Below are 23,135 nucleotides of genomic sequence, written 5' to 3' on the forward strand. Positions count from 1 at the left end.
CTACGCCTAATGGTGGAGCTATTTTTTTGTTAGATTGCAGGTGTATATGATTGTTACGAATTAAAAATGAATTTCATATTATACATATAATGGAGGGGATGTACATGAAGGAGCAGTATAAAATCATTGTTTTAAGTGATGAATTATCCGGGGAGAGGATTCGAAATACATTAGACAAAAATAAATGTAAAACAATAGTTCATGTTGTAGACGTTTCAGATGTTGTTCGAATAGAAAATTCTTTTCAATATATAGTCATTTGGAGAGTGGAAGCAGAAAAACTTACAAATGACTTGATAAATAGGGGCGTGCAAAGTTCAAAAATTATTAATTTAACAAAATACATGTATGAATGGAAGGATAAATTAATTTCTATCTATCAAATAAATCCAGAGCTTATGTCTTTATACATTTCTATGAAAAAAGCAAAGAGTGATCCGACGTATGAATTGTTTGCTACCGGTTTGTCTTATCCACATTGTGGCATAAGTACGGAGCTCCTCTCAAAAAAGTCAATAAAATTAACACTTCCATCGCAAGATCTATACTATGATTATTTAATAGCGTCACAACTTCTATCAAACACTCATTCATTTCAATATTGTTTAATAGGAATAGCCTATTTTTCATTTTTCTTTGATATGTCGTTATCATCTGAATCATATAGAATTCACAAAGTATATTATCCATTGTTTCAAGATGGTCATCATACTGTAGTTCATTCTCCTCTACCCACTGATGGATTCTCACATCTAAATACTCCGAAACCACTTCTTTCTATTTTTAATTTGCATTTTGAATATATTTTATTAGATGAACTAAAAGATGAATCATTGGTACTGCCTTGGATAAATGCTGAATGGAATACTACTCCTCTTTACATTCCTTTTGAAGAACACGGGAAAATAAGAGCAGCTTCACACGCTAAATTGGCGTATCCTCATACTTTAGTTGAAAATAAAATGATTTTTAAGAAATATTTAGAATTACTATTAAAAAACGATATAAAGCCATTAATTGTTGTATTCCCTGTTACTTCACATTATTTCAATTGTAGTAGTAAGAAATTAAAAGAAGATTTTTATAAAGTTATAAATGAGTTTCAAACTCAATATTCTTTTCAAATCATAGATCTATTTGATTCGCCATTATTTTGTGAGGATGATTTTTATGATAGTGATCATATGAATAAAAAAGGTGCAAATAAAATGTCCGCGTTATTAAATATGTTTATTCAGGAACGAAAAGTATGATATTTTGTTTCATGTTTGCATAAAAGTATATAGGCTCCATACAGTTAAAGTAATGTGATTTTTGTGTCGCGTATATAAATAATATGCGAAGAGGTGAGAGAGTTAAAATGAGAAATCGTATTGAAAGAATTGAAGAGGTCGTAGAGCAACTTCCGTTGGTAAGTGTGTTAATTCCTACGTATAATCGTCCTCGCTACTTTGAAAAGGCGTTATGTAGTGTGTTAGAACAAACGTACCCTAATATAGAAATTATAGTTGGAGATGACAGCACGAATGACGAAACAGAAAAGGTGTTACAAAAATATTTATGTGATCATTTAAATATTATTTATATAAAAAACAGATCAACTCTCGGACAATTTGAAAATGCGCTAATGTTATTTCATGAAGCGAACGGTGAGTATATAAATTTTTTAATGGATGATGATATATTTCATGTGAATAAAATTGAAAAGATGATGAAGTATTTTTTCAATGATCTAGATAATGAAATTAAGCTAGTAACATCTCATCGTCAAGTAATTGATGATAAAGGGAAAGAACTACGACATATTTATTCAACTGTCCGTTTATTTGAAGAGGATACGATTATAGAGGGAATAGAATTAGGAAATAAGGTAATTGTGGATCAAAAAAATTATATTGGAGAACCAACAACAGTTTTATTTCGTAAAAATGAGTTACAAGAACCGTATGGGATTTTTGATAAGAGGCGGTATTTATGTAATGTAGATATAGCTTCATGGTTATCTTTATTAAGTGAAGGAAAAGCAGTATATATAGCAGAGACACTTAGTTACTTTCGATTACATCCAGATCAACAGTTAAATGAATCTAATAAAATGATGGATGGGTTAGAAGATTTTTCACACAGTATTATAGCGGGAGAAAAATATGGTTTCTTATCCAACGAAAAAGATTTAGACAAAGCGATAACTAATTTTCTAGATTATGCAAGAAGGATAGTTCCATCATCGATATTATATACATTAGACTATTACCAAAAAATTAGAGGAAAGAAAATAAATATAGAAAAGAAAAAACAGCATATAAATAATAATTCTTCTTTACCGAAAGTAAGTATACTTATTCCTGCATACAATAGACCTTATTACTTGGAATTAGCGCTCAACAGTGCTCTGAATCAAACATATGAAAATATAGAAATTATTATTTCTGACGACAGTACAAATAATGAAGTCAATGTTATGATTCAACCGTACTTACGTGAATATGAGTGTATTACATATGTTGAAAATGAAACGCCATTAGTTGCTGAAAACTTTAATAAGTGTATAGAACTTGCGAATGGGGATTATATAAACTTTTTATTAGATGATGACTTATTTCATCATGAAAAGATCGAGAGAATGATGAAATACTTTTTGGCATTAGAAAACATTTCATTTGTGACGTCATATCGTGAACTGATTGATGAGAATGGAGAGATATTACCACCTTCAACATTGAATATGAAAATCGCGAAAGAAACAACACTTTTTGAAGGAAAAGAATTAGGGAATTATATGTTAAAAAACTTAAAAAATATAGTTGGTGAGCCGACAACTGTTTTGTTTAATCGGGATTTGTTTGAAGGTAAGTTTGGGTATTTTAAAGGAAAGGCTTATTCTGCTATTAATGATATTGCAACTTGGATAGATATGATGAGAAAAGGAAAAGTAGTTTATATACAAGAACCTCTTAGTTATTTTAGACAACATAGTGGACAAAATCAAAAACAAATGCATTTTATGTTAATGACAATTGAAGAGTGGATTGAATTAATTATAGATGCATATAATAGTGGATTTTTAAGTTCTGAAAGTGAGTATAAAGAGAGTTTATCTTATTGTTTAGAAAATGCGGGATTTATAGTTAAGGATGCAGTAAGAAACGGCGAAATAGATCAAATTTATAATGAAAAGATAAAAAAAGGGTTACACAAATTAGTTGCTCACATGTTTGAGAAAGAATTCTGTTATTGTCAATATTGCAATCAACAATTTGAAAAATTTTCACCTTGGCCAGCACATTATGATTTTCCGAAATATAAATTTGAGATGTGGAATAAAGATACAGGGATATGTCCAGTTTGTAATTCGATGGATCGTGAAAGATTGTATCGTACATACATTGAAACGGAAACAGACTTGTTAAATAGAAACTATACTATGCTTCATATTGCACCTGAAGCGAAGTTAAGAGATTGGTTTAACGAGTATAAAAATATTACGTACGTATGTGGTGACTTAGAACCAAAGGATCCATTAATGAAGGAAATTGATGTTACAAGGATTACATATGATAGTAATACCTTTGATGTAATATTATGTAGCCATGTGTTAGAACACGTTCCTGATGATGACAAAGCAATGCGAGAGTTATATAGAGTGTTAAAGCCAAATGGATGGGGAATTATTCAAGTACCAATCGTAATGAATGTAGATTTTATTGTAGAGAATGAATTAATTGTAACACCACAATTGAGGAAATTAGCTTTTGGTCAAGAAGATCATGTGAGAATTTATAATCAATCGGGATTTATTCAACGATTAATGAATGCAGGATTTAAGGTGGAATTATATAACATAGCGGAAAAACAAGGAATGAAAAGTGCTAGGAGATTTGGATTATCTGAAACGGATATGCTCTATATTGTCCGAAAATGATAGGAAGGAATAGATAGATATGGAGAATATTCCTTTTTTACGTGCTTCAACTGTACCTGTAATTGAGTATTTGGACGAATTGAAGGAAATTGATACATCTCACATATATACGAATTATGGACCTATAAATCAACGTTTTGAGGAAACAATTATGTCGGTATTTTTTCAAAACAGGGGAGCTGTTACAACAGTAGCAAACGCAACGTTAGGGTTAATGGCGGCTATTCAACTAAAGAAAAGAAGAAAGGGAAAGTATGCTCTCATGCCTAGCTTTACATTCCCTGCGACTGCCTTAGCCGCTATTTGGTGTGGATTGGAACCTTACTTTATTGATATTTCAATAGATGATTGGTATATGGATAAAACCGTACTTTTGGATAAGATAGAAGAATTAAAAGAAGAGGTTGCGATTGTTGTCCCGTACGCCACTTTTGGATCATGGATGAACTTAGAAGAATATGAAGAATTAGAGAAGAAGGGGATTCCGGTTGTCGTAGATGCGGCACCGGGATTTGGATTAATGAATAGAGGGATGCATTACGGTCAAGATTTTAGTGGAATGATCGTATATAGCTTTCATGCAACAAAGCCTTTCGGAATTGGTGAAGGAGGGCTCATATATAGTAAAAACGAAGAAGATATACAACGTATTAAAAGAATGGGGAATTTCGGATTTGATAAAAATCGTGAATGCACGATGATGGGGTTTAATTGCAAAATGTCTGAATACGCAGCGGCTATTGGGATTGCGACTATAAAAAAGTGGGATCAAAAATTAAAAGAACGAACCCGTATTTCTAAATGGTATAAACAGTTGTTACAAAGTACTGGGTTAATGAAAAAAGGGTGGGGAGTTCAAAAGACAGAAGCAGTTATTCACCAATTTATGCCTATCATTTGTCCAGAAGAAGTTCACAACATACAAGTAATAGAAGAGCTGAAAAAACAGAAAATAGAAGCTAGATTATACTTTTCACCATCTTGCCACCAACAAGTTCTTTTTAGAAAATATAAGTCTACAGATTTAACAAAAACGAATAAAATAGCAAAACGAATCGTAAGTTTACCTTTATGGGAAGGAATGACGAAAGAACTAGTAGAGCAAATTGTAATCTGTTTAGAGCAGAAGGTGGTGTCGGTAGATGAATAGTTTTTATAGTCAAGAAGAGCTAAAGAAAATTGGGTTTTTATCTGTTGGGAAAAATGTATTGATTAGTAAAAAAGCAAGTATATATAATCCGGGTGCTATATCAATTGGTAATCATGTAAGAATTGATGATTTTTGCATTTTAAGTGGCAAAATCACAATTGGAAGTTATTCGCACATATCAGCGTATACAGCGTTATATGGAGGGGAAGTTGGGATTGAAATGCATGATTTTGCAAACATCTCAGCTAAAACAATTGTATATGCAGTACTTGATGATTTCAGTGGAAATACATTAATGGGGCCAACCGTCCCGAATCAATATAGGGATGTGAAAGCAGAAAAAGTTATTTTAAAAAAACATGTGATTATTGGTGCTAATTCTATTGTTTTTCCAAATGTAACTGTAGGAGAAGGTACGGCAGTCGGCGCGATGAGTATGGTAAAAGAGAGTTTAGATGATTGGTATATTTACGCTGGAGTTCCCGTAAGGAAAGTAAAACCTCGTCAAAAAAAGATGCTAGAGTTAGAAATTGATTTTTTAAAAAGCATTCATTCTTAACAAAAAAGAATGAATGCTTTTTATTTTTATCCCGCTATTTGCCGGTAAAGATTCGACTGGTGAGGGCTAATTAAAGTTTCACTTTATGATAGAGCAGAGTGTATCTTAACTTATTATGTTTTAAATTTTGCTGACCAAGGCAATACTGAGCCATAGTGAATGTAAAGTTGGAGGGCGAGCGTATATGTTTGATGAGGATGGGATTGTATTAATTATGGAACCAGCTGATGAAAGAAACTTGAGGAGATTTATTTTTTCAGTGCCAAAGTCAGTGTATGAAAAGAAGGGGCTTACATTACACTATGGAACAGCTATAGGACAAGGATATATGGATATAATTGAAGATATTATAAGCGTACATATAGAAATAGATGTTGTAACGATAATAGGGCATGTAAGAGGATAAATAGCTATTTGAAAAAGGTTATAAACAATTTAGCTAGAAGTTATGTATAGAGAAAACTACAGACAATTATAAAGACGAAGGGAGTCTAAAATGAAAATAAAATCAATTTTATTAGTATTTATAGTTTCAATTGGTTTAATGGGATGTTCAATAGTGGAGGAAGGAAAGAACTCGATAGATTATGCTCAAAAGGCGACAGACTATGTAAATGAAATAAGTGCATTTGCAAATGATGCACCAGCATTAGCAGAAAAGGCCGTTAATGATAGTGAGGCTCGAAAAGAATTAGAAACGAAGCTTAGTGAAATTAAACAAGATATACCCGCATTCAATGAATTAACGCCACCTGATGTAGCAAAGGATCTTCATCAACAAATCGTCGGATATAACGAAAAGTTAAATACGTTAATTGATACGGCGATGACAAAGATAGAAGAAGGGAAAGTGGATGTAGAGCAATTTAAAAACTCAGAGCTTATGCAGACGGTAGATCAAGTTCGAGATTTGAAAGATAAGGTGCAAAATTTAGGTCAATAGTAAAAAGCTCCGTTTGTGATAAACGGAGCTTTTTACTATTGGATACAATAAACGATTACACCAACGATAATAATCATGTTACCGATGAGTTTACGTTTCGTTATTTTTTCCCCTAGGAAATACCAACCGAAAATTAATATGATGATATAACTTAAGGATTCTAATGCTGATGCTTGTTTTAATTCCATGCCCTTCATGGCGATTACATTTAATCCAGCGTTAAGTACAAATAAAGAGTAGCCGATAATAACATAAGGATTCACATATTCTTTTATTCTAGAATCGTATTGTTGTAAAGTAGCTTTTTTTAATAATATTTGTGAGTAATTAGCTAAAATTATCCCGAAAATAAATAATAACATATAACTATTCATCTTTTGTCACCACCACAATTCCGACGATAATAATAGCTGCACCAAGTAAATGATTCCACTGAATCGTATCTCCAAATAGAAATACTGACCAAAGCATTGACCATAGTATAATAATCCCGCGATGTGAATATGCTTTTGAAATTTCGAAATGTTTAATTACTTGTTGCCATAAAATTGCATATCCGAATAAAAGTACAACTAGTCCGAAATAAGCAATAAAAAATGAGATTGAAGCAATTGGAAATTGAGCTGCCCATTTCATGTAAACCATAATGATAGAATATATCAAAAAAGCTACATGTAAAAATACATAATTTTTAATAGTTGGTTTCATTTATTCACTCTCTTTTGCATATAAATATATATTTATACCTAATTTTTCTAATGATAGATATTGGAACGTATTTTGTTTAATCTTTCACATTCCAAAGTATATAGTATCATGGCTTTTATTGTAAAACAATAGAAGCCATGCATTCATTTTTTCCAAGGTTCTACAATATGTATCGTTTTATTTGTTGCATCTAACTCTACTTGAACACCGATAGGCATGGTAATCATTGGATGTGTATGACAACAATCGAAGTCGGCTAGAAAAGGAATTCTTTGATTTTGAAGTACTTCTAATAGTATTTCAAAAGGTTTTCAATTTGTACCACAATCATCAAATTGCTCATGTTTTCCAAGAATGATACCTGAAATTTTATCGAATACACCGTTAATTTTAAGGAATGAAAAGCTTCTTTCGATAGTAGCTGCATCTTTTGAACTGTCCTCAATAAAGAGAATATCGCCCTCTTGAATATGTGGCATATAGGGGCTACCAAAAATTCCTTGTATCGTGTTTAAATTCCCGCCAATAATACGCCCAGTAGCTTTTCCATCAATTACTGAAATCCAATTGTTTGGTCGAAGTTCTTTCTCCTTCGTCTTTTTTTCCCAATTAATAAATTCATCTGACCAAAATAATGGTTGTTTTATATGATAAGGAAGAGATTGATCATGTAGTAAAGTTTCTGCAAAATATTTGTATGTGCAATTAACAAAAGGTTCAAATTCGCCAAAGGAAGGGACGAGAGCTGGCCCATAAAATGTAGGAATTCCTGTTTTAACATAAATTCCTAGTAATAAAGCAGTTGCATCTGAATATCCAATCATTATTTTAGGGTTATTTAGAAAAGCATCATAATCAATATAAGGTAATAGTGAATTTGAATTCATCCCACCAATTGTTGACATAATACAAGAAATATTAGGATTTCTTATCAAGGCATTTAGTTCCTCAGCGCGCTCTTGTATACTACCAGAACGATAAAAATCATATCGACCTGTTAATGAACCTTCTAATATATGAAACCCTTTCTGTTGTAAGTAAGATTTTGCTCGTTCAAATCTTTTTAGAGAAGTGTAAGTTACTGGTGAAGAAGGGGAATAGATCCCAATTGTGTCTCCGTATTGCAATGATTTTGGAAGTAGCATTTGAATGAATCCCTTCTATTAAATAGTTTATTTACAAGATTTTATTGTTGAATATTCTTATATTTCAGTATTATAAGTGAAACATAAACAAATTAAAATAATAATTACTGTATATGAATAAATATACTTTTTACCTTGACTGTATAAAGGAATTGTTGTTAAGGTTAAATGTGAGTGTATAAAAGGTTTGCTAAAGGAGTTTTGAAATGAATCGGTTAAAATGGGGAAGGATGACAGTCCTATTAGTCATTATTTTAGGGATATGTTGGTTCTTATTCCAAGGAAATCAAAAGAGCGTAGCGAATGTAGAAGGACAACCTTTGCAAGTGGCAGAACTACCTAAAGCAGGATTTACTGAAAAAGTAGTCCCGCCAAAGTACATCCCACCAGAAATTAACGCAAAAGCGGCTATGATTATCGATGCGAGTGATGGAGATATTATTTATCAATATAATGAAAATGAAGCTTTTGCACCGGCTAGTATGTCTAAGATGATGACAGCGTATCTCCTACTAGAGAGTATACATAACGGGAAAGTTCGCTGGGAAGATCCAGTTAAAATGAGTGCGAAGGCGGCACAAACAGAGGGAGCGAGAATCCCAGTACAAGTTAATGACACATTAACTGTTAAAGATTTATATCATGCATTAATGATTGAGTCAGCTAATAATTCAGCTGTGGCTTTAGCAGAACATATGGCAAAATCGGAGAAAGATTTCGTTCAGCTTATGGATGCAAAAGCGAAACAGTTAAAAATGTCGGAACATGCTAAATTTGCAAATGCTTCTGGATTACAAGAGCCAGATGGAAGTGAAACAAAAATGACGGCTGCTGATGTAGCACAATTGGCGTATCATCTTATAAAAGATTATCCGGAAATATTAGAAGTGACTCACTTGCGTCAAAGTCAGCTAGCATTTAATAATATTAATGTTATAAGCACAAACGACATGTTAAACAAAAATAATAAAAGTTTATATATAGAAGGAATGGACGGACTAAAAACAGGATTTACAGATAGTGCAGGATATTGTTTTACTGGGACTGCCAAGCAAGGTGATAACAGAATGATTACAGTAGTCATGGGGACCTCAAGTAAAACAAAACGTTTTACAGAGACGAATAAGTTAATGTCGTATGCATTTGGATTAGTTAATTAAGTAAGTAAAATACCAATCTAGATCGCTACATAAGTAAGGCTGTTTGTTGTTACTAATTTTAGATAACAATAAACAGTCTTTTTATTTTAACTTTAAAAAGGAAAAAGATTCTAAATACAAGTGTTATCATTTGAGTTTATTTGTTGCTGTGATATTATAAAGTTATAAGCTTATTAATAATAAGTTTGAGGGGCGTAATATGATGTATACATATGAAATAGCCTCAATTGAAAATTGGAGGGAATTATGATGGCAAAAGATTTTTACTCAGCAATTGAAGACAGAAGATCTATTTATGCAATTAGTAAAGAGCAAGTAGTTTCTGATGAGAAAATTCAAGAAGTGATTTATCATGCTGTAAAACATACACCTTCAGCTTTTAATTCTCAAAGTGCTCGTGTTGTTGTTTTATTAGGAGAACAACATGATAAATTATGGGATATTACGAAAGAAACGTTAAGAAAAATTGTACCTGAAAATAACTTTGCACCTACTGAAGAAAAAATGAATGCATTTAAAAGTGGTTATGGAACGGTTTTATATTTTGAAGACAGTGAAGTAGTGGAAGGCCTTCAAGCAAACTTTGCATTATATAAAGATAATTTCCCAACTTGGTCTCAGCAATCATCAGGAATGTTACAATTTGCAATTTGGACAGCTTTAGAAATTGAAGGGTTTGGTGCTACGTTACAGCATTACAATCCGCTAATTGATGAAAAAGTGAGAAAAGAGTGGGATATTCCAGAAAATTGGAGACTAACTGCGCAAATGCCATTTGGTAAACCGGTAGTACAGGCTGGTGAAAAAGAATTCCAACCGTTAGAAAACCGTGTGAAAATTTATAAATAATTTGATAAAAGGTGAACAGGAATATAACCTGTTCACCTTTTATAAGTAGTAAGGGTTTTTTTGTTCGGCATTTTTCATCTGATTCTTTAATTCATTTTTACGTGTTTCAATTGCTGATACTTTTTGTAATGTTATCATTGAAACGAATTGAATAAAAGCATAGTATAGCTCTATATTTTTTTGTATTGGATCATCTATTATATTTCTCACAAATATGCCTCCTCTTTTTATTCAAATAAAACTCCGCATTAATGGGCAACCCGAGTGGTGAGGGTTAATAATTAGCGGAGGATGTATAAACCCCTTACTGATTAAAGTTTCATTTTATAAGGGAATGAAACTTTAATCAGTTCGCTAAAATTCTTTTTTATTAAGATATGTATATAATACTATAAACGTCCTGTAAATTCGATTATTGGAAAAAGAGAACAGTTGATATAGTGTGTGTTTTCTTTAAAGGAGAAATGACTTTTGTGAAATAAATCTTACAATTCGTCAAATTATTTCAAAATTGTAGATAGTATAGAAAATTAGTTTTCTAAAAATATTATACTATTGATAAATAGAGTGATTTTTGTCATGATGAAAGTATACTTCATGTAAGGAGCTTTATAAGGAAATACATACTTTAGTTTGTATTAGGTTAATAGAATTTTTTGTAATAGATAGAAAAGGGATATTTTATATTAAAATATTAAATAGAATGTCGAATTTTCATGCGATATATAAGAAATTTGAAAAAACCATTGCAAAAACACTATATTTAATGATAAAGTTCACATGAAGTTCACGCGGATTTCACTTTGTTCATTTAAAATGAACTCTGTGTGAAAAATAAAACTCTTGCTAAAAAATGGAACTGGATGAATATTTTACTTTGATAATATTGTAAAGTATTAAAGTTTTAAGTTTTTTTTAAGAGGATAGTAGGGAAAGGAAGTAAAGACAACTTATGAAAAAAGTAATTGCAGGTTTAGCAGCAGCTTCTGTAGCTGGCGTTGCAGTTCCAGGAATGGATTCTGCTCATGCACAAGTTTCAAATGAAGCGCTAAAAGAAATTAATGGACAAACTCAAACTCAAACTCAAACGACTGTAACTGAAACAAAAACTGTAGAAACAACTTCTGAATTAAAATACACAGTAACTGCTGATGTATTAAATGTTCGTTCAGGTGCTGGTACAGGACATAACGTTATTTCTAAAGTGAAATCAGGTCAAGTGCTACAAGTAGTTGGACAAGAAAATGGTTGGTTCAAAGTAAACGTAAATGGTCAAACAGGTTATGTAAGTGGTGACTTCGTAACGACTGGTGGCAAAACAGGAACGACTGTTCAACAAGGAACAGGTACTTACACAGTAAACGTTTCTTCACTTAACGTACGTACAGGCCCAAGTACATCTCATACAGTATTAGGTTCTGTAAACAAAGGTAAAACAGTACAAGTTGTAGGTGAAGTACAAGATTGGTTTAAAATCAACTTCAATGGTGGAACTGGATACGTAAGCAAAGACTTCGTAACAAAAGGTGGTTCTGCTGTATCTAACGAAACACAACAACCAACTACAAACAACAATACTACAACAGTTCAAACTGGTGGTTCTTATGTTGTTAACACTGGTGCTTTAAAAGTACGTACAGGCCCAGCTACATACAACGCTGTAATCGGTGGAGTAACAAATGGTAAAGTATTAAACGTTACTGGTGCTGAAAATGGCTGGTACAAAATTAACCATAACGGCCGCACGGGTTACGTAAGTGCAGACTTCGTTAAGTTTGTAAAAGGTGGAGTAAACAACGTTACAAATAACGTTCAAAAACCAACAACAGGTGGAGATACATCTTCAATCGTTGGATTCGCTAGATCTTTAGATCATTCAAAATATGTATTCGGTGGTGAAACTCCTGATGGTTTCGATTGCAGTGGATTCATTCACTACGTATTAAATCAAACTGGTCATAAAGGCGCTCGTCAAACAGTTGCTGGATACTGGAGCTCTAAAACAAAAACTAGCAATCCACAACCAGGTGATTTAGTATACTTCTCTAATACTTATAAAAAAGGTCTTTCTCACATGGGTATTTATTTAGGAAATGGTCAGTTCATTAGTGCGGAGAATGACCAAGTTGGTGTAAGAATTAGTTCAATTAATAACTCTTACTGGGCTAAACATCTAACTGGTTACACAAAAGCATATTAAGAAAAAGTAGTTTATATACTTTTCGTATAGAGAAAAGGCTTTCCAAGGAAACTTGGGAAGCCTTTTTATAGTTGAATGAATTGGAAGTTTAATAGTTTTTATTTTAACTTTCCATTTAAAAATCGATCATATAAGTCGTGGAAATAGTTAGGACGAAATAAGTTAGCTGCATGTCCTGCTAAAGGTATTTCCTTGTATAGAACGTTAGGTAAAATAGATTTCAAATCAAATAGACAAGATTTATAGAGATGATCATGCTCTCCCATTACCCATAGTATAGGGTGAGGAAGTGATTTTAATTTAGACTTTAAATCGAATTCTAACCGATGTCGTAATGACTGGGCGATAATGGATGAATGTAATTGTAATCCGAAACGGTAGTAAATATTTCTTGAAATGACTGCAAACGGATTTGATTTTAGTATACCACTTGGAAAAATAGTATTTGCGTATTGAGAGAGCCATTTAGAGTATTCATCTCCTCGTTTCTCCCAAAATTTTTGGAATACGTTATATAAGCGAGAAGGGTTATTGTAATGTCCTCCAATATGACAAATACTTAATACTTTTTCTGGATGCATTTGTGCAAAAATTGTAGAAATGTAACAGCCGTAACTTAGCGCACAAATATGAGCTTTTTTAATACCTTCTTGTTCATATAAGTTTAATAATTGATCTACGAGGCGCTGTAATGAAAAGTCGATTGCTTCTCCTTTATCATCACCGTGACCTAATAAGTCATAAGTTATAATGTTGTAGGAGGCAGAAAATCGTTTTTGCTCCTTTTTGAAGGCGCGACGATTGCCAACTAATCCATGAATAAAAATAATTGTTTCCTTTTCAGAATGTATATTTGTTTGCAAAAAGGATACTCCTTTCACTAACTGGAGATTTATATCGTGTTGTAAATTATTTATAATTTACATAGAATAATATTAAGTACCAGGTAATAATATCAGATGTTTATATCTGTTGTAAAGATGAGTTTTTATGTATATTTTGTAAAAATAGAAAAAGTGTGTTTACATTCAGTTTACATTTGTATCGTATTCTAATTTTAGAAAGAACAGATTTGTTTAACACGAGGAGATGAACAGGAATGGAAGTTAGAAATGAAATGAAGAAAAAAGGGAGTTGGAGGCAGTTTTTACGCCTTATTCAAGATACAAATCCTCCGAAAGGAATTTTAGTTTTTGCATTATTAATGAGTTTGCTTTCTACGGGAGCGAGTTTATTTATTCCCATGCTAACAAAAGGATTAGTAGATAATTTTTCGCTTTCTTCAATTAGTGCAGGACAAATTGTTGGGTTAGTTGCTTTCTTTGTAATGCAAACTATTGCGGCAGGGTTATCTATATATTTACTAAATTACATCGGTCAGAAGATTGTAGCGGGACTAAGAGAACGTTTGTGGAAAAAGGTACTTATCTTGCCGGTATCTTATTACGATCAAAATAGAACAGGTGATACGATTAGCCGTATGACGAATGATACAGGTGTTGTGAAAACGTTAATTTCTGAGCATTTGTCAAACTTATTAACAGGTGGTATTTCAATTGTTGGATCGTTAATTGTATTATTTGTGTTAGATTGGAAAATGACTGCGTTACTTTTAACGGTTATTCCGTTGTCTGTATTAATTTTAGTTCCACTTGGACGAAAAATGTATAAGATTTCAAAAGCGCTTCAAGATGAAACGGCATCTTTTACAAGTGTGTTAACGCAAGTGTTATCAGAAATTCGTTTAGTGAAATCTTCAAATACAGAAAAAAGAGAATATGAAACGGGTAATACAGGTATACAAAAGTTATTACAATTTGGTTTGAAAGAAGGAAAAGTGCAAGCATTAATTTCGCCAGTTATGTCGTTTGTTTTAATGGCACTACTTGTTATTATCGTAGGATATGGCGGGATGAGAGTTTCTAGCGGTGCATTAACAACTGGTGAACTTGTAGCGTTTATTTTATATTTAGTTCAAATTATAATGCCGATGAGTCAATTATCTATGTTCTTTACACAATTTCAAAAGGCAATTGGTGCAACTGAAAGAATTAGTACGATTTTAGAATATGAAGTAGAAGATCATGAAACTGGTGTGAAAGTGACAAATGCTAAGCAGCCGATCGTTCTTGAAAATGTACATTTTGAGTATAACGAAGAAGAGCAAGTTTTGAAAAATATTGATTTCACAATTGAATCTGGAAAAGTGACAGCGATTGTAGGACCAAGTGGTAGTGGGAAAACAACGTTATTCTCATTACTGGAACGTTTTTATGAGCCAACTAGCGGTGCCATTAAATTAGGAAAAGAATCAATTACGAGTTATTCATTACAGTCATGGCGACGTCAAATTGGTTACGTATCACAAGATAGTCCGTTAATCGATGGAACGATTCGTGATAATATTTGTTACGGCGTTGAAGGCGAAGTAACGGATGAAGAAATTGAAAAAGTAGCAGCAATGGCATATGTTGATGCATTTATTCATGACTTACCAAACGGTTATGCAACAGAAGTTGGAGAACGCGGTGTGAAGCTTTCTGGTGGACAAAGACAGCGAATTGCCATTGCCCGGGCGTTACTTCGAAATCCGCAAATTCTTATGCTCGATGAGGCAACTTCAAGCTTAGATAGTAAATCTGAGTCTGTCGTTCAAAAAGCGTTAAATAACTTAATGAAAGGCAGAACAACGTTAGTGATCGCGCATAGACTTTCTACTGTTGTAGATGCAGATAAAATTATCTTTATTGAAAAAGGGAATCTTACAGGTAGTGGTACGCATGATGAATTATTACAGACGCATGATATGTATCGCGAGTTTGCAACGCAACAATTGAAAATTAAAGAGGGTGCATTATAAAATGAATCATCAGTGGGATTTTACTCCACTGATGATTCATTTAAAAAAATATATTAGATGCTAAGTAGAAAGGAAATGGTTCCTTTGATACCTAAAATTTTAATAGTAGACGACGATCCACACATTAGGGAACTCGTTTCTGTATTTTTAGAACGAGAAGGTTTTCAAACATATGAGGCAATCGATGGAGTAGATGCACTTCGGAAAATGGATGACGTAAAAATCGATATGGTTATTCTTGATATCATGATGCCAAATATGGATGGATTTGATGTGTGTTTTGAATTAAGAAAATACTATGATATCCCGGTTCTGATGCTAACTGCCAAAGGGGAAACATCACAAAAAGTAAAAGGATTTCACCTTGGGACAGATGATTATCTTGTAAAGCCATTTGACCCTATAGAACTAGTAGTGAGAGTACAGGCATTATTGAAACGTTACCAAATTACAGTTTCACAATTGATTCAAGTTGGAAATGTATTATTAAATCGTAAAACATTCGAAGTTACATCTGGAGAACAAACGGTTACGTTACCGTTAAAAGAATTTGAGCTGCTCTTTACTTTAGGGTCTAAATCGGGAAGAACTTGTTCGAGAGAGCAATTAATTGAAGAAATATGGGGATATGATTTTGAAGGGAATGAACGTACACTAGACGTTCATATTAATCGGTTACGTGAGAAGTTTCAAGAAGAGCAGTCGAAATTTAGTATTAAAACAATAAGAGGATTAGGGTATCGCTTAGAGGTAAGTAAATGAGAAAAGGAAAACGAATGAGTAAGTTGAAGATGCTGAAAGTATTTGGAGCGGTATTAGCGCTCTTTTCTTTTCTTACTATCATTCGGTCTATCGCATTTTATGTAGCAACTAGTATATTGAATGCTTTTGACGTAAACGTATCGCCGTTTGTTGCCTTTCTAATTAGTGATATGGTCGGTTTTGTATTTATTATTCTTATTTGGACATTAATTGGAATATTAATGAGGCCAAAACGAGAGGCAATGATTTGGACTATTATTGAACCGATACAAAAAATTGCAAAAGGAGATTTCTCCGTAAAAATACGAAATGAAGAAAAGTATGATGGAGAAATTGGCGTGCTCGTAAAAAGTATAAATGATATGACAGATGAACTGAATACGATGGAGAAAATGAGACAAGAATTTGTATCGAATGTTTCTCATGAAATACAGTCACCATTAACTTCTATAAAAGGGTTTGCTAGAGCACTACAAGACGATAATCTTTCTGAGAAAAAAAGAAAGCATTATCTTACCATTATTGAAACTGAAACAACGAGATTAGCTAAACTAAGTCAAAACTTATTAAAGCTAACTCTTTTAGAATCAGAAGAGTATATACCAGAAAGAGTGAGTTATCGATTAGATCAGCAGTTAAAGCAAATTGTGTTAAATAGTGAACCACTCTGGGCTGAAAAAGAAATTGAGTTAGAACTAGATTTAGAAAAAGTACATGTTATTGCTGATCAAGAAAGTATGAGTCAAGTGTGGATTAATTTAATTCATAATAGTATTAAATTTACTCCAAGCGGTGGTACGATTATTATTCAGTTAAAGGAACATGAAACAGTAGTGGAAGTGCGTATCCGTGATTCAGGAATTGGTATATCTGAAGAACAGAAACAACATATTTTTGAGCGTTTTTATAAAGCGGATTCTTCACGAAATCGTGCCTATGGAGGAAGTGGCTTAGGTTTAGCTATTGTAAAGAAAGTACTCGACCTTCATCAAGGAGAGATAAAAGTGGAGAGTGAGGAAGGAAAAGGTACTGAATTTATTGTGCGTATTCCTAATTATGAAGAAAAATAGTGTAGTGATAAAGAACCATTTTTTATTTCATACGCAGACACTCTTTTATGAGGAGGGTGTCTTTATTTTGCATGAATAATGATAAATACGTGCAATGAATGCATAGTAATTTTCTATAGTTACCTAAAAGTAACCTACGCACATGAAAGTGCATCATTGCCTTTTTACATAAACATAGATACAATTTTAATATAATACATAACTGAGATGATTAAGGAGTGTTATACTTGGCAGAATTATTACAAGGCAAAAATGCTTTAATTACAGGAGCAGGTAGAGGGATTGGTCGCGCTGTCGCAATTGCATTAGCGAAAGAAGGCGTAAATGTAGGCCTATTAGCTCGTTCAGAAGAAAACTTAAAAGCTGTAGCGAAAGAAGTAGAAGCAGAAGGCGTAAAAGCTGTTATTGCAACTGCTGATGTTTCTTCATACGAAGAAGTGACTACTGCGATTGAAACGTTAAAAAATGGTTTAGGATTTATCGATATTTTAATTAATAACGCTGGTATTTCTAAGTTTGGTAAGTTTTTAGAACTAGACGTTGCTGATTGGGAAAAAATCATTCAAGTAAACTTAATGGGTGTATACTATGCAACTCGTGCTGCTTTACCGAGCATGATTGAACAACAATCTGGTGATATCATTAACATTTCATCTACAGCAGGACAAAAAGGTGCACCTGTAACAAGTGCATATAGTGCTTCTAAATTTGGTGTTCTTGGTTTAACTGAATCGTTAGCGATGGAAGTTCGTAAGCATAACATTCGTGTAACGGCTTTAACACCAAGTACAGTAGCAACAGATATGGCTGTTGATTTAGGATTAACTGATGGAAACCCTGATAAAGTAATGCAAGCAGAAGATATTGCAGAATTTATCGTAGCGCAGCTAAAATTAAATAAACGTACATTTATTAAATCTGCTGGGCTTTGGTCTACTAATCCATAGGAATTAAATTTAACTTTAAAAGAAGGGATATCTATTCTGTAAGGGGGAGATGTCCCTTCTTTACTTTTTGTATTCGAGACAGAATTTTCGGTATAATTAAAAGTGAATGGTAGAAAGCATTGGGAAATTGAAAGGGATGGTATTTACATGAGTACAATTGAGAAATGGACGGCTGTTGATCAATATATGAGTGATGTATTAATACCGAAAGATTCTACATTAGAAAGGGTCCTTCAAGCGAATGCTGCAGCTAATTTACCGGCACATGATGTATCGCCAACGCAAGGGAAGTTTTTACAACTATTAGTACAAATTCAAGGAGCTCGAAACATTTTGGAAATTGGTACTCCAGGCGGATATAGCACGATATGGATTGCAAGGGGCTTACCATCTGGAGGCCAAGTTGTTACATTGGAAGCAAATGAAAAACATGCAGAAATTGCACGTAGCAATATTGAACGTGCTAATTTGAATGATAAAATTGAAATACGAACAGGATTAGCGTTAGATTCTTTACAACAAATAGAAAACGAGAAGTATGAACCGTTTGATTTTATCCCGTATTAACGGGCAGTAAGACTCCCACCTCAAAGGTCGGCTGGAGCAAAGAAGTTAGGTGGGAGATCAACTGCCCGTAAACGCCCGATTGGTTCAACTAATAATCAGTGGGGATGCCCCCCACTGATTAAAGTTTCACTTTATTTTCATAGATGCTGATAAACAAAATAATCCGACTTATTTTTGAATGGGCACTGAAACTATCACGCCCTGGTACCGTAATTATTGGAGATAATGTAGTACGTGAAGGAGAAGTTATTAATGATACTAGTAACTATCCTCGTGTACAAGGGATACGTCGTTTCTATGAATTAATAGCTGCAGAGCCACGTGTTAGTGCTACAGCGCTTCAAACTGTCGGAAGTAAGGGATACGATGGATTTGTAATGGCAATCGTAAAAGAATGATGTAAGGAGACAGATGGAATGAAAAAGATGTTTGAAAAATTATAACTTGTATCGTGTATAACGAGATTAGCTCGTGGCCCTCCAGTATAGCACTATATTATATATTAAAAAATTGGAGGTTGTGAGTAGATGAGAACTGAAAAAGAAATGCTAGACTTAATTATTAATACAGCAAAAGAGGATGGAAGAATTCGAGCAGTTATCATGAATGGATCGCGTGTAAATCCAAATGTGAAAAGAGATTGTTTTCAAGACTATGATATTATGTATGTTGTAAATGATATACAATCTTTTACGTCTAATCATAATTGGATTCATAGATTTGGAGAAATAATGATAGTACAAATGCCAGAAGAAATGTCGTTAGTTCAACCAGATGAAGATGGGAAGTTTCCGTATTTGATGCAGTTCATGGATGGGAATCGGATTGATTTAACGCTAGTTCCAGTTGAGTTAATAAAAAAGTTCGTTGGACAAGATAGTTTAAGTAAATTACTTCTCAATAAAGATAATTGTATGGAAGGATTCCCGCCAGCAAGCGATAAAGATTACTTAATAAAAAAGCCTACAGAAAAAGAGTTTTTGGATTGCTGTAATGAATTTTGGTGGTGTAGTACGAATGTAGGGAAAGGACTATGGAGAGAAGAACTTTCTTATGCGAAAGGGATGCTTGATGGTCCAGTACGAGATATGTTCATCGTAATGCTAGAATGGCATGTTGGTATGAAAACAGATTTTACAGTTAATGCAGGTAAGTTTGGAAAGCATTTCGAGCAATATATTGAAGAAGATATGTGGGTGCAATTTAAAAGAACATTTTCTAATGCAGAATATGAAAACATATGGGAGTCATTCTTTGTCATGGGTGATTTATTTAGGGAAGTGGCGAATGAAATTGCTAACACATATGGATATCAATATCCGCAAGATGATGATGATGATAAAGTGACGAACTATTTAAAACATGTGAAAGCTTTGCCAAAAGATAGTACATCGATTTATTAATAATATAAAGCAGTAAGACTGTCCTGTTAACGGACAGTCTTATTTTTGCTTATGAATAACAATTTCTCTAACAAAGTGCAGATGAATCACATATGAAAATTTAGGGAGGTTTTTATCATGTATTATTTTTATTCGCCAGAAATGTTCGTTCCATATCAATGGGGACTAGAACGAGATGTTTCGTATGCTTATATGCCATATAACTCATTTTATTATGGAGACTATAAAAGCTCATTACCTTACGTATATACCCCTCAAAATTATGAAGTATCAATGAAAGCATATGAGCGTGGATCATGGACACCATTTTCGTGGGTCGAAAAATATGCGTATGCATTTTCAGGTTCTTACAATAAAGCGGAAGTAGCCCTTACATTTGATGATGGGCCAGATTTAGTCTTTACGCCAAAAATATTAGATAAGTTAAAACAACATAATGTGAAAGCGACTTTCTTCCTGCTTGGTGAAAACGCAGAAAAGTATCCAAACGTAGTAAAGCGTATTGCAAATGAAGGGCATGTAATTGGTAATCATACGTATAGTCATCCAAATTTAGCGAAAGTAAATGAGGATGAGTACCGTAATCAAATTATAAAAACAGAAGAAATATTAAATCGTTTAGCTGGTTATGCACCAAAGTTTATACGTCCGCCATACGGTGAAATACTTGAAAATCAATTGAAGTGGGCGACAGAGCAAAATTTTATGATTGTACAGTGGAGTGTTGATACAGTTGATTGGAAAGGTGTAAGCGCTGATACGATTACAAATAATGTATTAGGGAATTCATTTCCAGGAAGTGTCATCCTTCAGCATTCAACACCAGGTGGGCATCTACAAGGATCTGTAGATGCACTAGACAAAATCATTCCGCAGTTAAAAACGAAAGGGGCACGTTTTGTAACACTTCCGAGTATGTTCCAGACATCAAAAGAAAGAAATTGAAGGTGTTATAAATTGGAAAAAAAGGGGTCGTGTCGTATAATGAGGGTGTAAGTTAGGGGGGGTATAATTGATCTATGCATTAGTAAACGTAGGAATAAGCATATTGATCGGTGTTATATTTATACTTGCTGCAATTATCCTTCAAAAAAATCCACCAACGGATATTAACGCAGCATATGGTTATCGTACGAAACGATCCATGAAAAATAAGGAATTATGGGATGCGGGTAATAGGTATAGTGCAGAAGTGATGAAGCAAAACGGATTCATCATGATGTTAATTGGAAGTATTATTAGTATACTGTTTAGATATCCACATACAACAGCAGTGATTATGGCGGTCATGGTATTGTTAATCATTCACTTATTTAGGCGAGTAGAGAAGAGATTAAAGACAATTGAACAATGATGATAAGGAAAATAGGACTCTCAGTCAACGATAGATAGGAGTCCTATTATATTTACAAACTATTATTTTTTAGTAGTTCTTTTCCTTGTTCAACAACAAATTCATAGTATGCAAGATCATACGGATAAATATCTTCAAATGTTATCGTAATCGGTTTATTGTTTAGGACTGAAATCGTCGTTAAAGATGAAATCTCTCCTTTTAATAGTTGTAGAAAAGGAGTTGTATGTACTTTCATCACATCGTCTACTTCTTCACCTGGTGCGAATGGAAGTGGATTGTTGACATTGTGAAAATACATATGACAAAATTCACGATCAGTAAGATTTGAAATTTCATAATCTATTTTAAAGATGCCTTTGTATATTAAATCAGTAGTTTGAAAGGAAAGCCCCAATTCTTCTTCGATTTCACGAAGGCCACCAATTTGTACATCTTCATCATGCATAATATGTCCAGCTGAAGTAATATCCCATATACATGGAGCTTCTTTTTTATTTTTAGAGCGTAATTGGAAATATAAGAACATATCTTCATTATCTTTTTCTACAAACCAACAATGAAATGTTTCGTGCCAATCACCGTCACGATGCACTTCGTCACGTAATTTCTTCCCAAGTGTATTTCTTTCAGGATCAAATATTGTTAACCACTCTGTCATTTTAATTCCCCTTTCCTCAAATTTTATTATACAATATTGGTATTGAATTTTGGGAAAATAAAGAAAAAGGAGTGGTTATAAGTGGAGATAGAGCGTATGGAAATAAAATCGATTATTTCAACAGAGGAAGAGTTACGGAAAATATTGGGGCAACCAAGTGAGCGAGCATTGAAAAAAGTTATTTCATCATTAGACCACCATTGCATAGATTTTCTTTCTAAATCTCCTTTTCTAGTATTATCTACTGCAAATAAGTTGGGGGAGTGTGACGCCTCGCCGAGAGGAGACGCACCTGGATTTGTTTACATATTAAATAATAGTAAAATTATTATTCCGGAAAGACCAGGAAACCGCCGTATAGACTCCATTTTGAATATTATTTCCAATCCAAGTGTAGGATTAATCTTTTTTATTCCAGGTCTTGGGGAGACACTCAGAATAAATGGCCGAGCGTATATTACAAACGACGAAGAAGTTTTGAAAGAAATGCAGGCGAATGGACGTAATCCATTGCTTGGAATTGTTGTTGAAATAGAAGAGTGTTATATTCATTGTGCAAAAGCTTTTATTCGTTCTAAGATGTGGGATCCAGAATCTTGGTTAAATAAAAAAGAGTTACCTTCAGCAGCAAAAATGTTACTGGAGCATGCGAAAGTGAATACTTCAGAAGAAGATGTTGCACGTTCTTTAGAAGAAAGTTATACAAAAAGATTGTATTAAAAATTTTATTGATATAGTTTTGTGGAGCGGATATGTACGGGTTTTAGAATGGGGAATTTATATACGAACCGTTGATTTACAAACTGGAGAAATAACAAAATAGATAAATTGAGTGGCAGTTGCATAATGCTATTGTGAAATATAATAAAAAAATT

The 23,135-nt window shown here is 33.3% G+C and carries 22 protein-coding genes and 3 pseudogenes; 19 read left to right on the forward strand and 6 right to left on the reverse strand.

Annotation, left to right across the window (positions count from 1 at the left end; genetic code table 11):
- The first annotated feature begins 104 nt into the window (after nucleotides 1-104).
- From CN409_RS04920 to CN409_RS04945, 6 genes are all read left to right on the forward strand, one after another.
- A complete protein-coding gene (locus CN409_RS04920) occupies nucleotides 105-1,253 on the forward strand; it encodes a hypothetical protein (RefSeq protein ID WP_000664257.1) in 1,149 nt (382 codons plus the stop codon).
- Nucleotides 1,254-1,360: 107 nt separating this feature from the next.
- Nucleotides 1,361-3,922 (forward strand): glycosyltransferase, encoded by a 2,562-nt coding sequence (locus CN409_RS04925; protein ID WP_086397421.1) that lies wholly within the window; start codon nucleotides 1,361-1,363, stop codon nucleotides 3,920-3,922.
- A gap of 19 nt (nucleotides 3,923-3,941) precedes the next feature.
- Nucleotides 3,942-5,072 (forward strand): aminotransferase class I/II-fold pyridoxal phosphate-dependent enzyme, encoded by a 1,131-nt coding sequence (locus tag CN409_RS04930; RefSeq protein WP_086397420.1) that lies wholly within the window; start codon nucleotides 3,942-3,944, stop codon nucleotides 5,070-5,072.
- Nucleotides 5,065-5,631: an acyltransferase gene (locus CN409_RS04935; protein ID WP_001084172.1), complete on the forward strand. Its 567-nt coding sequence runs from the start codon at nucleotides 5,065-5,067 to the stop codon at nucleotides 5,629-5,631. Before CN409_RS04930 ends, CN409_RS04935 begins: the two co-directional genes overlap by 8 nt.
- 184 nt (nucleotides 5,632-5,815) lie before the next feature.
- Nucleotides 5,816-6,037, forward strand: a complete 222-nt coding sequence (locus CN409_RS04940; protein WP_000459099.1) for a hypothetical protein — start codon at nucleotides 5,816-5,818, stop codon at nucleotides 6,035-6,037.
- 90 nt (nucleotides 6,038-6,127) lie between these two features.
- On the forward strand, nucleotides 6,128-6,574 hold the full coding sequence (locus CN409_RS04945) for a DUF6376 family protein (RefSeq protein ID WP_000695203.1): 447 nt from the start codon (nucleotides 6,128-6,130) through the stop codon (nucleotides 6,572-6,574).
- Between the two features lie 35 nt (nucleotides 6,575-6,609).
- Here CN409_RS04945 and CN409_RS04950 read toward each other — a convergent pair whose 3' ends face one another.
- From CN409_RS04950 to CN409_RS04960, 3 genes and pseudogenes are all read right to left on the reverse strand, one after another.
- On the reverse strand, nucleotides 6,610-6,948 hold the full coding sequence (locus CN409_RS04950) for an EamA family transporter (protein ID WP_001089874.1): 339 nt from the start codon (nucleotides 6,946-6,948) through the stop codon (nucleotides 6,610-6,612).
- Complete coding sequence (locus tag CN409_RS04955; RefSeq protein ID WP_000805128.1) at nucleotides 6,941-7,282, reverse strand: EamA family transporter; 342 nt, start codon at nucleotides 7,280-7,282, stop codon at nucleotides 6,941-6,943. Before CN409_RS04955 ends, CN409_RS04950 begins: the two co-directional genes overlap by 8 nt.
- A gap of 143 nt (nucleotides 7,283-7,425) precedes the next feature.
- A pseudogene (locus CN409_RS04960) lies at nucleotides 7,426-8,427 on the reverse strand (S66 family peptidase).
- Between the two features lie 206 nt (nucleotides 8,428-8,633).
- Here CN409_RS04960 and CN409_RS04965 point away from each other — a divergent pair.
- Complete coding sequence (locus tag CN409_RS04965) at nucleotides 8,634-9,587, forward strand: D-alanyl-D-alanine carboxypeptidase family protein (RefSeq protein ID WP_086389931.1); 954 nt, start codon at nucleotides 8,634-8,636, stop codon at nucleotides 9,585-9,587.
- Nucleotides 9,588-9,833: 246 nt separating this feature from the next.
- Nucleotides 9,834-10,436 carry a nitroreductase family protein gene (locus CN409_RS04970; RefSeq protein WP_170955779.1) on the forward strand — a complete coding sequence of 201 codons (603 nt, stop codon included), beginning with the start codon at nucleotides 9,834-9,836 and terminating at the stop codon, nucleotides 10,434-10,436.
- 39 nt (nucleotides 10,437-10,475) lie between these two features.
- Here CN409_RS04970 and CN409_RS04975 read toward each other — a convergent pair whose 3' ends face one another.
- Nucleotides 10,476-10,646 carry a hypothetical protein gene (locus CN409_RS04975; protein ID WP_029442033.1) on the reverse strand — a complete coding sequence of 57 codons (171 nt, stop codon included), beginning with the start codon at nucleotides 10,644-10,646 and terminating at the stop codon, nucleotides 10,476-10,478.
- Nucleotides 10,647-11,388: 742 nt separating this feature from the next.
- Between CN409_RS04975 and entFM the strand changes: the two genes are divergently transcribed.
- Nucleotides 11,389-12,636, forward strand: coding sequence for an enterotoxin EntFM (entFM, locus tag CN409_RS04980; protein ID WP_086389933.1), 1,248 nt, complete (start codon nucleotides 11,389-11,391; stop codon nucleotides 12,634-12,636).
- Between the two features lie 98 nt (nucleotides 12,637-12,734).
- Here the strand turns inward: entFM and CN409_RS04985 are convergent, their stop codons facing one another.
- The gene (locus CN409_RS04985) at nucleotides 12,735-13,499 is read right to left on the reverse strand and encodes an alpha/beta fold hydrolase (protein ID WP_001194305.1); all 765 of its coding nucleotides are present in this window, start codon (nucleotides 13,497-13,499) and stop codon (nucleotides 12,735-12,737) included.
- Nucleotides 13,500-13,735: 236 nt separating this feature from the next.
- Between CN409_RS04985 and CN409_RS04990 the strand changes: the two genes are divergently transcribed.
- From CN409_RS04990 to CN409_RS05030, 9 genes and pseudogenes are all read left to right on the forward strand, one after another.
- Complete coding sequence (locus tag CN409_RS04990) at nucleotides 13,736-15,496, forward strand: ABC transporter ATP-binding protein (RefSeq protein WP_079245452.1); 1,761 nt, start codon at nucleotides 13,736-13,738, stop codon at nucleotides 15,494-15,496.
- A gap of 84 nt (nucleotides 15,497-15,580) precedes the next feature.
- A complete protein-coding gene (gene hitR, locus CN409_RS04995; RefSeq protein ID WP_140159798.1) occupies nucleotides 15,581-16,258 on the forward strand; it encodes an envelope stress response regulator transcription factor HitR in 678 nt (225 codons plus the stop codon).
- The gene (gene hitS / locus CN409_RS05000; RefSeq protein ID WP_141527685.1) at nucleotides 16,255-17,328 is read left to right on the forward strand and encodes an envelope stress sensor histidine kinase HitS; all 1,074 of its coding nucleotides are present in this window, start codon (nucleotides 16,255-16,257) and stop codon (nucleotides 17,326-17,328) included. The genes hitR and hitS overlap by 4 nt, the downstream gene beginning before the upstream one ends.
- A 227-nt stretch (nucleotides 17,329-17,555) precedes the next feature.
- Nucleotides 17,556-18,275, forward strand: a complete 720-nt coding sequence (locus CN409_RS05005) for a 3-ketoacyl-ACP reductase (RefSeq protein WP_140159796.1) — start codon at nucleotides 17,556-17,558, stop codon at nucleotides 18,273-18,275.
- Between the two features lie 147 nt (nucleotides 18,276-18,422).
- Nucleotides 18,423-18,827: pseudogene (locus CN409_RS05010) on the forward strand (O-methyltransferase); the annotation flags it as partial.
- Between the two features lie 145 nt (nucleotides 18,828-18,972).
- Nucleotides 18,973-19,240 (forward strand): annotated as a pseudogene (locus tag CN409_RS05015) (O-methyltransferase); the annotation flags it as partial.
- A gap of 129 nt (nucleotides 19,241-19,369) precedes the next feature.
- A complete protein-coding gene (locus tag CN409_RS05020; RefSeq protein ID WP_097980838.1) occupies nucleotides 19,370-20,245 on the forward strand; it encodes an aminoglycoside 6-adenylyltransferase in 876 nt (291 codons plus the stop codon).
- A 117-nt stretch (nucleotides 20,246-20,362) separates the two neighbouring features.
- Entirely contained in the window at nucleotides 20,363-21,190 is an 828-nt protein-coding gene (locus CN409_RS05025; protein WP_086389938.1) for a peptidoglycan-N-acetylglucosamine deacetylase, read from the forward strand.
- 70 nt (nucleotides 21,191-21,260) lie between these two features.
- On the forward strand, nucleotides 21,261-21,599 hold the full coding sequence (locus tag CN409_RS05030) for an SdpI family protein (RefSeq protein ID WP_025989011.1): 339 nt from the start codon (nucleotides 21,261-21,263) through the stop codon (nucleotides 21,597-21,599).
- Between the two features lie 52 nt (nucleotides 21,600-21,651).
- On the opposite strand, the gene CN409_RS05035 is transcribed toward CN409_RS05030, so the two are convergent.
- The gene (locus CN409_RS05035) at nucleotides 21,652-22,260 is read right to left on the reverse strand and encodes an NUDIX hydrolase (protein WP_000141355.1); all 609 of its coding nucleotides are present in this window, start codon (nucleotides 22,258-22,260) and stop codon (nucleotides 21,652-21,654) included.
- 81 nt (nucleotides 22,261-22,341) lie between these two features.
- On the opposite strand from CN409_RS05035, the gene CN409_RS05040 reads away from it, so the two are divergent.
- On the forward strand, nucleotides 22,342-22,980 hold the full coding sequence (locus CN409_RS05040) for a pyridoxamine 5'-phosphate oxidase family protein (protein ID WP_017763042.1): 639 nt from the start codon (nucleotides 22,342-22,344) through the stop codon (nucleotides 22,978-22,980).
- Nucleotides 22,981-23,135: the final 155 nt, after the last annotated feature.

Source organism: Bacillus sp. AFS012607 (genome assembly GCF_002558005.1).
GTDB lineage: Bacteria > Bacillota > Bacilli > Bacillales > Bacillaceae_G > Bacillus_A > Bacillus_A thuringiensis_S.

Coding starts and splice junctions, on each gene's coding strand:
- CN409_RS04920 (WP_000664257.1), top strand. CDS start 105: ATGAAGGAGCAGTATAAAATCATTGTTTTAAGTGATGAATTATCCGGG.
- CN409_RS04925 (WP_086397421.1), top strand. CDS start 1,361: ATGAGAAATCGTATTGAAAGAATTGAAGAGGTCGTAGAGCAACTTCCG.
- CN409_RS04930 (WP_086397420.1), top strand. CDS start 3,942: ATGGAGAATATTCCTTTTTTACGTGCTTCAACTGTACCTGTAATTGAG.
- CN409_RS04935 (WP_001084172.1), top strand. CDS start 5,065: ATGAATAGTTTTTATAGTCAAGAAGAGCTAAAGAAAATTGGGTTTTTA.
- CN409_RS04940 (WP_000459099.1), top strand. CDS start 5,816: ATGTTTGATGAGGATGGGATTGTATTAATTATGGAACCAGCTGATGAA.
- CN409_RS04945 (WP_000695203.1), top strand. CDS start 6,128: ATGAAAATAAAATCAATTTTATTAGTATTTATAGTTTCAATTGGTTTA.
- CN409_RS04950 (WP_001089874.1), bottom strand. CDS start 6,948: ATGAATAGTTATATGTTATTATTTATTTTCGGGATAATTTTAGCTAAT.
- CN409_RS04955 (WP_000805128.1), bottom strand. CDS start 7,282: ATGAAACCAACTATTAAAAATTATGTATTTTTACATGTAGCTTTTTTG.
- CN409_RS04965 (WP_086389931.1), top strand. CDS start 8,634: ATGAATCGGTTAAAATGGGGAAGGATGACAGTCCTATTAGTCATTATT.
- CN409_RS04970 (WP_170955779.1), top strand. CDS start 9,834: ATGATGGCAAAAGATTTTTACTCAGCAATTGAAGACAGAAGATCTATT.
- entFM (WP_086389933.1), top strand. CDS start 11,389: ATGAAAAAAGTAATTGCAGGTTTAGCAGCAGCTTCTGTAGCTGGCGTT.
- CN409_RS04990 (WP_079245452.1), top strand. CDS start 13,736: ATGGAAGTTAGAAATGAAATGAAGAAAAAAGGGAGTTGGAGGCAGTTT.
- hitS (WP_141527685.1), top strand. CDS start 16,255: ATGAGAAAAGGAAAACGAATGAGTAAGTTGAAGATGCTGAAAGTATTT.
- CN409_RS05020 (WP_097980838.1), top strand. CDS start 19,370: ATGAGAACTGAAAAAGAAATGCTAGACTTAATTATTAATACAGCAAAA.
- CN409_RS05025 (WP_086389938.1), top strand. CDS start 20,363: ATGTATTATTTTTATTCGCCAGAAATGTTCGTTCCATATCAATGGGGA.
- CN409_RS05035 (WP_000141355.1), bottom strand. CDS start 22,260: ATGACAGAGTGGTTAACAATATTTGATCCTGAAAGAAATACACTTGGG.